General features: G+C 36.9%; 6 protein-coding genes. 3 read left to right on the top strand and 3 right to left on the bottom strand.

The features are described from left to right. Positions 1-2 precede the first annotated feature (2 nt). The 3 genes from menD to B9Y84_RS19880 all read left to right on the top strand — a co-directional run bounded on the left by menD (position 3) and on the right by B9Y84_RS19880 (position 4,063). Positions 3-1,688: a 2-succinyl-5-enolpyruvyl-6-hydroxy-3-cyclohexene-1-carboxylic-acid synthase gene (gene menD / locus B9Y84_RS19870; protein ID WP_085519156.1), complete on the top strand. Its 1,686-nt coding sequence runs from the start codon at positions 3-5 to the stop codon at positions 1,686-1,688. Between the two features lie 95 nt (positions 1,689-1,783). Beyond that, on the top strand, positions 1,784-2,629 hold the full coding sequence (locus B9Y84_RS19875) for a 1,4-dihydroxy-2-naphthoyl-CoA synthase (RefSeq protein ID WP_085519157.1): 846 nt from the start codon (positions 1,784-1,786) through the stop codon (positions 2,627-2,629). 294 nt (positions 2,630-2,923) lie between these two features. Next, positions 2,924-4,063, top strand: coding sequence for a nitric oxide synthase oxygenase (locus B9Y84_RS19880; protein WP_085519158.1), 1,140 nt, complete (start codon positions 2,924-2,926; stop codon positions 4,061-4,063). 320 nt (positions 4,064-4,383) lie between these two features. Here B9Y84_RS19880 and B9Y84_RS19890 read toward each other — a convergent pair whose 3' ends face one another. From B9Y84_RS19890 to B9Y84_RS19900, 3 genes are all read right to left on the bottom strand, one after another. Beyond that, positions 4,384-5,001: a hypothetical protein gene (locus B9Y84_RS19890; protein ID WP_085519160.1), complete on the bottom strand. Its 618-nt coding sequence runs from the start codon at positions 4,999-5,001 to the stop codon at positions 4,384-4,386. A gap of 79 nt (positions 5,002-5,080) precedes the next feature. Beyond that, complete coding sequence (locus tag B9Y84_RS19895; protein ID WP_139828113.1) at positions 5,081-5,632, bottom strand: hypothetical protein; 552 nt, start codon at positions 5,630-5,632, stop codon at positions 5,081-5,083. A gap of 95 nt (positions 5,633-5,727) precedes the next feature. Then, on the bottom strand, positions 5,728-9,975 hold a 4,248-nt coding region (locus B9Y84_RS19900), incomplete at its 5' end, for a T9SS type B sorting domain-containing protein (RefSeq protein WP_139828114.1).

The following is a 9,975-nucleotide window of genomic DNA, read 5'->3' on the forward strand; positions in this document are numbered from 1 at the left end:
TTATGCGACAAGAGATTATAAATAATATAGCGGAAATTTGTCAAAAACAAGGTATTGATAAGGCTATTATCTCCCCAGGGAGCAGAAATGCACCCTTAACTTTAGCTTTCGCCAGACATCTCAAAATTCAGGCTTACTCCATTAGCGATGAACGTACGGCTGCATTCATTGCAATGGGGATGGCGCAAGCTCAGCGAAATCCTGTGGCTTTGATTTGCACCTCTGGATCTGCCTCTTTGAATTACGCACCTGCCGTTGCAGAGGCATATTTTCAAGAAATCCCATTAGTTGTGATCACCGCTGACCGTCCACCCGAATGGATAGATCAATGGGATGGACAAACCATACGCCAGGAAAATATTTACGGGAAGCATGTAAAGAAAAGTTATAACGTAGCTGTTGATCTCTCACATGCTGATGCACAATGGCAAACTTATAGAATGATTAATGAAGCCGTTGTAGAAAGTATGAATGGAATCAAAGGACCCGTTCATATTAATATTCCTTTTCGTGAACCATTCTATCCTGAAAAAAGCGAAAAATGGGAATATGACCAGAATGTCAAAATCATAAAAAGCACCGTAGGAGAAAAGAAACTGGCAGAAAAGCAGATCTGTGAGCTCCAAGCTGATATAAAAGAAAAACAAAAGCTAGCTTTTGTATTAGGGCAAGAAGACTATAACCAATTGTTTTTAGAGGATCTCGACAAAGTCTCCCAAAAGCATAATATTCCTATTTTTGCAGACATTATTTCCAATGGACATGAGTTGAAAAATGCCATACATTTGCCAGATAACATTTGCATGAAAATGCTAAAGGAATCAAAATCCGAAGAAATTCCAGATTTGATTATCAGCTTCGGGAAAAGTATTATTTCTAAGAACTTGAAATTATTTCTCCGAAAGAATCACATAGAACAATGGCATGTTAGGGAATATCATGCTTTTATAGCTGATCCATTTCAAGCTTTAATAAAGCAAATTGAAGAGGGACCGACTCCATTCTTGAAGCATATAAATAAAAGCTCCTCATCTGAATTTTTAAAACTATGGAAGGATAAAAATGCAACAGCAGAAACTAAAACAAATGAATTTTTGCGTGCTCAATCTTTCAGTGAATTCTCTGCTTTGCAGGAGCTCATAAAAAATTTGCCAAAAGACAGTCATCTACATTTAGCTAATAGCTTAAGTGTTCGCTATGCTAATTTTATTGGTTTGAAATCACAAAAAGGCATTAAGGTTTGGGCCAATAGAGGAACAAGTGGAATCGATGGATCAACCAGTACGGCCCTAGGTCATGCAATGGCACATCCAGACCAAAATCATTTCCTGATCACAGGAGATGTGGCTTTCTTCTATGATCGCAACGCTTTTTGGCATAAGTACCCGTATTCTAATTTAAAAATTATCCTGTTAAATAATCAGGGAGGATCTATTTTCAGAATGATTAAAGGACCCAACCAACAAGCAGAGTTGGAGGAGTTTTTCGAGACGGAGCAAAAGTTAGATGCAAAATTATTATGCAGTGAATTTGGCATCGCCCATTTTTCAGCTCATAATTCGGAGAGCTTTGCATTTATAAAGGATAAGTTTATCCAATATCCTCACGCAGCGGTAATTGAAATAAAAACAGATAGTAAAATCAATCAGAAAATATTTGAAAACTTTAAAAATCAATTGATATCATGAAATGAGCATAAATATTCGAGGGCGAATTTATACCAACCGCCTGGTGAATATTTATAGCAAATTCCATGTGGCAACTTAAAAATAATTAAATACACATGAATGAAATTAACTGGAAAACAGTCAAAGAATACAGCGACATCACCTATAAAAAAGCTAATCACGTAGCTAGAATTGCGTTTAACCGTCCAGAAGTACGGAACGCATTTCGTCCTAAAACTACACAAGAGCTTTTCGATGCACTTCTTCACGCTAGAGAAGACGATGATATAGGGGTAGTTTTGTTGTCAGCGGAAGGTCCATCTCCTAAAGACGGGAAATACGCGTTTTGTAGCGGTGGTGATCAGAAAGCAAGAGGAGAGCAAGGATATGTTGGAGATGATGGTGTTGCTCGTCTAAATATATTAGAAGTTCAAAGGTTGATCCGTTTCATGCCTAAGGTAGTCATTGCTGTAGTGCCAGGCTGGGCTGTAGGTGGTGGACATAGTTTGCATGTAGTGTGCGATATGACTTTAGCCAGTAAGGAACATGCCATTTTCAAGCAAACTGATGCAGATGTCACCAGCTTTGACGGTGGTTATGGATCTGCCTATTTAGCCAAAATGGTGGGACAAAAAAGAGCTCGTGAGATCTTCTTCTTAGGTAGAAATTATTCAGCACAGGAAGCTTTTGATATGGGAATGGTCAATGCCGTAGTACCTCATGCAGAATTAGAAGATACAGCTTTCGAATGGGCACAAGAAGTATTAGGTAAATCTCCTCTGTCTATTAGAATGTTGAAATTCGCTTTTAATGCTACAGATGATGGTATGGTGGGTCAGCAAGTATTTGCTGGAGAAGCTACTCGTTTAGCTTACATGACAGAAGAAGCTAAAGAAGGAAGAAATGCATTTCTAGAGAAGAGAAAGCCTGATTTTGAAAAATTTAAGAGGGTGAGTAATTGAGAAGAGATACTAGATTTTAGAATCTAGATGCAAGACATGAAGTTTTAATAAAAGGTCTAAGCATATTATGTTAAGACCTTTTTTTACGATCCTATTTACGGATTACAATTCAAGCGTCTCAGGCTTCGTTTCAGAAAATAAACACTAAGTAAGCGAATTGATAAATTATATCCCTTGTAAAAGACTAGCTACCATATTGTCAGGTGACATTCAGCTTTCCTGCTAAAGCATTTATTATAAACAAAATCCTACTTCAGCTAATTTAACGTAATAGTAATACCATTTAACTCAGCTATGCAAGCAAACTTCAAAAGGGCATGTGAATTCATTCATCAATACTACGATGAAAGCAAACAACATGAATCTAGTCAAAGAATTGAAGGGATCAAGAATGAAATCTCTACTTCAGGAACATACAAATTAACTGTAGACGAATTAGTGTATGGATGTAAATTAGCATGGAGAAATAGTAATAGATGTATTGGTAGGCTGTTCTGGAATAGCTTAAAAGTAAAGGATAAAAGAGAATTAGACTCAGAAACAGAAATATTTGAAGCTATAAAAAGTCATATTAAATATGCCTTCAACGAAGGGAAAATACGCTCAGTAATTTCGGTATTTAATCATCAGGATGTCAAAATTTATAACCAACAATTAATTCGCTACGCGGGCTACAAATTGAAAGATGGCTCTACAAAAGGAGATCCAGAAATGCTTGATTTTACAAAATACTGTATAGACTTAGGATGGGAGCCCTCTTTCGGAGAATTTGATGTTTTACCTTTAGTTCTGCAACTGAAAAATAAAACTCCCAAAGTTTTTGAAATTCCCAAGGAAATAATACCTGAAGTAAACTTAGAACACCCTCATTTCTCCTGGTTTAAAGAATTACAATTGAAATGGTATTCCGTTCCCATCATATCAAATATGATTCTGGAAATTGGAGGAATTCAATATCAGGCTGCGCCATTTAATGGCTGGTATATGTCAACAGAAATAGCATCCAGAAACCTGGCAGATAGATTTAGATATAATAAATTACCACTAATTGCCGAGCATTTAGGGCTAAATACTACTAAAAATAGAAACCTATGGAAGGATCATGCGCTATTGGTGCTAAATGAAGCAGTTTTATATTCATTTGAAGAAGCAGGTGTGCAAATAGTTGATCACCATTCAGCATCAGAGCAATTTATGAAATTTGTAAAGTTAGAGCAGAAAAGCAAAAGGGAAGTAACAGCTGATTGGAGTTGGATTGTGCCGCCAATGTCAGCTGCAGCTTTGGAGGTTTTTCATCATCAATGGAATAATGAGGTTAAAAGTCCAAATTTCTTTTACCGGACACCGGTATGGAATTCTAAAGATCCCGATACAAGACCCCATAGTAAGTGTCCTTTTCACATTAATTCTCTAAACTTTGGCGATGATTTGTAATAATATATATCTCGCTTGCATGAAAATGGCTATCGACCACTAACAATCTTTTCAATTGCATCGTTATGTCTTTTGAATGAACTTATTCCCATTTCAATGGCCTAATAACTAGAGCCGAGCTTTCTATTGACAAAAGCCTTATTAAATCAATATAATTCTTTTTTTCCAAATTCTTTAAATGGCTACCTAAACTCCAATCTGTAAAACCTTGCAAAACTTTTAGTGAAATATAATCTAATTGATTATTTACTAAGAAAGCAAACATAATTCTCAGCCGCAAATTATTTTCAAATGCCTGATTCAGTTTTTTCAATTTTCCTTCACGACACATACTTCAAACGCATTACAAGACCATATACTATATGTACGAGACCGAAGCCCACAGCCCAAAAAATCAATCCATAGCTGATGAAATACAAACCACTCAATCCTAAAATAATTTCTATTATTCCTAAACTTCGAATATCATCCAATGTGTAATTGCTTGCATTAACTAATGCTAATCCATAAAAAATCAAGGTCAGTGGTGCTACTACACCTATAAACCCATTGAAAATCAAAATAATACACAGCAACCCTCCAGTAAATAATGGAATCGATAAATTTATCAATACTCTTTTAGCATGTTTATTTAAAAGGTGCTGTCCTTTCTTTTTACGTGTTTGATGAGTCAATATAATTACTGAACCAACCGATAAAACAAGCGTAATCAAAGCTAGTAAGAATATATCTCGAATCGACTCAGGAGACAAATAGACCATATTAAAACTGTAATAATCATCATAAAGATAGATGTAATGATATGCTAAAAATGCAGAAACTAAGGCTATGATGCCCGCCACTACCCCTGAAATACCACTGAGAGAAATAAACCGACCAGAGCGATTCATCATTTCTCTTATTTCTTTAATGTCTTGAATATATTTTTGCTGGTTCATAAAAGCACTTTGTAGAGCAAAGCTACAAGCTAATAAAGTCCTCAGCAAAACCTGTCATAAAAAACTTTACTTAAAGGACTTAATTATCTTTAAAATCTTGCCACCATTCTCTTCGGGCCTCTCTCCTCTCTTCCCTTCTCTCCCTCTTTGCTTTTCGCTTTTTCCGTCTCTCTTTATCTTTTACCCTTTTCTCCTTCGTTTCCCTAGTTATAACATAATGGACCGATACAGATGCCGGAAATTCAAACCAGTCTTCATGACTAAGATGATAAGCAGGTTTCACATCAGCTCCTATAACCAATGGCAGCGCTGGTATCTTCCACTCCACCCCTGCTATCAAATCATATCCATAGGTCCTTCCATATTCCTTAAGACCTCCTACATGCATTCCGGCACCAAAGAAAATATTAAAGCCCTCTCCGGTGATCGGCAGGTGGTATTTTGGAATCACAGAAAATTGAAATGAGTTCGATTCTAAATCAGTCATCGCTTCAGCACTAAAACGCGGCAAAATTCTTTGTTTTACACTCAGGCCAAATCTAGCATCTCCGATTCTAGGACCAGCGGCTGTACCATATTTCTGCGCTGATGCTGAGAAGCTAACAATTATAAAAAAAAATAATAATCTCACGTTCATGGATGCAAAACGAAGAGATATAAGACTTAGTATTAAAAAAAATGCCAACTCTATTCGAGTTGGCTTTAATTAAATCAATTCAATTAAGATTAGCGTCTGCCTCTAATAATTTCTACCCATCCGTTCTGAACATTACCATCTACCGTCAATTGATAGAAATAAACTCCATCGGGGCTATCTCCACCGTCCCAAAGATTACTGGAACGGTAATTACTATCTCTGAAGACTATGGTACCCGTTCTATTAGTTACAATCAATTCGGCACCATCATCAGGTAGATTTAATATTCTAAAAACGTCATTTTTACCATCATTATTAGGGGTGAACACATTTGGAATAAATGGACTCCTATCAAAGTCTACTGTGATATCTGAGGACCCTTCACCATCAAATACTAATCTGTTACCATCTGTACCACATCCGAAAGAATCGTAATATTCAATCTCATATATCCCAGGTAAAAGATTCTCAAAAGTGATCACTTGATCTGAGCCGAAATCAATTGCCTCTGTCGGCAGCACATAGTCAGAACTATTGTTTCCTCCTAACGGAGTCAATAAGAATATTTGAGCTGAGTATCCATTAGCACCTGAGGTAGGCTCCACTAACCTAATACTAATTGAACCATTTGATCTATCGGGTCTCGTTGTAGGCATTGGATTCATGTCGCCCCTTTCTCTGTCCACTCCCGGAGGTAAATTTGGTTCCGGTACTAATTCAACATTTAACTGCGCCACTGGGGCATCAATAAAGATACTTGCATTCTCGGATTCAATTAAACTACTGCAATTATCGGGTTGCTGGCTAAGCTTAATTATATAATCCCCTCTAGCAATTAATCCATAAATACTTTGATCAATCAAGAATCGACCACTTTCCGGAAGAGCATTTAAAGTAAAGGTTTCTGTAGGATCAATATCATTCCCCTCATATACCTCAATATTTAATGGAATTGTTTCATCTGCCACAATATTGAACAATTCAATGGAACCAGACTCTTGGAAACAAGCCACATCGCTAGATTCAATTTCAAAAGTCGGAATAATAGCACCACCATTTATCGTAACGAAATTATCAGCAGAGCATGCTTGATCATCATCTATAGCTCTTACAGTCCATCTATATCGAGCCCCTTTTTCAAAAGGAATATTATTGTCAAGATCAAATTGAGATATTATAAATTCTCTAGTTCCATTTGTATTGATATCTAGTACATATTCTGAAGTAATGGTGTCGTTCACTTTATTCAGAATCAAATTATAGGGACCAGGAACGTTGTCAATTGTAGCCTGATCAATCAATACTGAAATACCTTCTGGGTCATCAACACAATTGTTATTTGGGCTTAGTTCAATAACCTCTGCTCTAATTTCGTTTGGAGAAACGATCGATCTTATATTAAAGGATTCTGAACACCCATTATCATCTGTAATAGTTAATTGATTAACATTTCTAGCTAAACCAGTGATGTTTCTATTTGCATCAAGTTCTACTAGATCACCATCAATAGTATAGATATATGGCGCTACACCACCAATCACTTCTGGAACATTAATTTCTCCAATTTCCTCAGCTACCGTGCAGCTTGCTTGAGTGATTAGTGTAATTCTACCATTTCCAGCAAATTCAATTGGTTGACTTAAAAATTCAATACCCACCTGAACAGACAACTCACATTGAGACGAACCTGGCTGGTCACTCACTAAAATAGTTTGTCTAGCTGGTAATTCAGTGATTGGTTCCCCGGAAATGAATTCAGTCCAAAGTGATCCATCTAAAGAATAGAATCCACTACCTATTCCATCTAATTGAATTGTGACTGAACCTGTATTTTCTCCAAAGCATACAATATCTGTTTTATCTGTCACTGTGGCCGAGAAACCTCCAGACCTCTCAATATTGAAGTTTCTACTATTAGGCTCACAAAGCCCAGGATTATCCACGTTTGTAACAACTAATTCAAACAGCCCTAAAGTATCTAGTTCCGTTGTCCAAGCTCCTGAATCGGTAGTAATCGAATCCACTAGTATCCCTGCAGTATCAAGAATCTGATAGAAATAGTCGCCTTCTAATTCAAAGTTTACTAAAATCTGAGCTCTAGTTGTATTGCAGCTCGGTTCTACAACAGTTACATCTAAAGCACTGTTGGACACCTGCGTTGGTTCATTAATAATTATGTTTTTGACAGTGTCCACTTGACATCCTCCGGAATTATTAAATGCAATACCATACGATGCAGGTGCTAAATCTATAAATAAACCTGTTGTGTTAGTCTCAATGGCATTATTAAGTGAATCTAATAATACAAAGTCGAAGGTACCATCAATGGTAACTTGAATTTGTCCCACAGGATTATCGCATGTTGCATCTGAAGTATTTACTAAAGGTAAAATCGATTGCTTTTGACCTATAAGTACCGGAGTTCTATCCTCACAATCATTGACTAAATCTCTCAATATCACTTCATAGCTACCTGGTAAAAAGTCTGCATCAACTTCTAACAAGTTTCCACTTCCAGGATTAGTAGCGGTTACGAAGATACTATCAGTAGCTGATGATTTCACTGTCACTTCCAAGGTGCTTGCATTGCTTACATTCTGAAGGAATAGGAAAATCTTACCGTCTTGAATTCCTTGACATGTTGCATCCTCGGTTATAGTAGAAAACTTGGTGTCAGCACATTCGAAATTTAAAAATTCAACTATTACATCCTCTGAATCAGTACAAGAAGGAATACTTGGGTCTGTTACTGTATAAGTAAAAGTATAACTGCCAGAGGCTACTGATGTAAAATCAGCATCATTACCAGTAATCACAGCACCACTAACATCAGTATCTGTCCAAGTTCCTCCGCCATCTTGACTACCATCTAATAATGTTGATAAATCAAATGGATTATTTACAAGGTTTACTTGTCCAGGTGTTCCAATATAGTTTCCAGCCGTAGGAGGAGTAGGTTCGGTAATTGTAAATGTATTACTCACTACTGTACAACCAGCATCTTCAATAGTTAACTGATAATCACCAGCTAAGCCCAAGCTAGTCAGGTCTTCAGTCCCTGGATCCGTAAAACCTGTTGGGCCAGTCCAGCTAAATGTTGTTGGGCCTGTATATGCTCCAGTAATCACTACATCGATAGCACCTTCTGAACCACCACAAGTCTGTATGTTTGTAATATTCGTTTCAGTAGTAGCATTATCAATATCAAATGAAGCATCTTCATTTAAAACCTGAGTTAAAACAACTTCACAATTAGTGGTAATATCAGTGACAGTAATTGTGTAGCTACTTTGAGATAATCCTGTAATTGTATATGTAGCAGTTCCTGATGCTACTAAGTCAGGTGTACCTCCATCAACACTTACTTCATAATCATTCCCGACATCAGCAACATTGATTTCAATTTCACCATCAGATGATCCACAATTAGGTTCTGTAATTGTGTTAATAGTAGCAGCAATTTCATCTACTGGATCAATTGTAAAAGCACTATCTAAAACACAAGGACCCTCTTCGATAAAAGCTATATAATCGCCAGGAGCCAGTGAATTGAAGTTATATATTGTGGGAGATGCTGCAGCTATTGTTAATCTTGAGCCAGCAATTTCATTTCCTCCTAAATCTTCAATGTAGAAAACTCCTTCAATAGCAAGACCTGAGACTTCGATTTGCAGACTTCCATCAGAACCCCCGCATGTTAATTGCGGACTGCCAGATAAATCATCTATACTGAATGGTACTGGATCATCTACTGTATAGGTATCAGTAAATGTACAACCCGTATTGTCGGAAGTTACAGTCAAAATATAATCACCTGCTTCTAAACCTACAATATCACCATCCGTGGCTGAAGTAATAATATTAGTATATCCGTTTGGACCAGACCAATCAAATGTAAATGTATCACCTGCAAAAGTGCTTACAGCAGTAACCTCTAAAGAACCATCAGTATTTCCACAACCTGAAGTAGGATTATTAGCGTCTAATGAAACAGAAAGTGTGTTTATATTTACAGTTACTACTTCGCTTGCAGGAGATGTACAAACCGCTGTACTTGGCACCTCATAAGTAAAATCATAGCTACCAGCTGGAACTCCTGTAAAATTAGCTGAATTTCCTGTAATAACAGCTCCGCTTAAATCAGTATCTGTCCATGTTCCATTGATATCTTGAGTACCATTTAATAAAGTTGTCAAATCAAACACATCAGTTTGACAAATCTCTGCTGGTGTACCTAAATAATTCCCTGCATCTGGAGCTTCTTCCACTGTGATGGTTAACGCTGACTGATCTAATGGACAGTTCGCTGTTGCCGGTACTTCATACTGATAAACGTA

The organism is Marivirga sericea (assembly GCF_900177665.1).
Classification (GTDB): domain Bacteria; phylum Bacteroidota; class Bacteroidia; order Cytophagales; family Cyclobacteriaceae; genus Marivirga; species Marivirga sericea.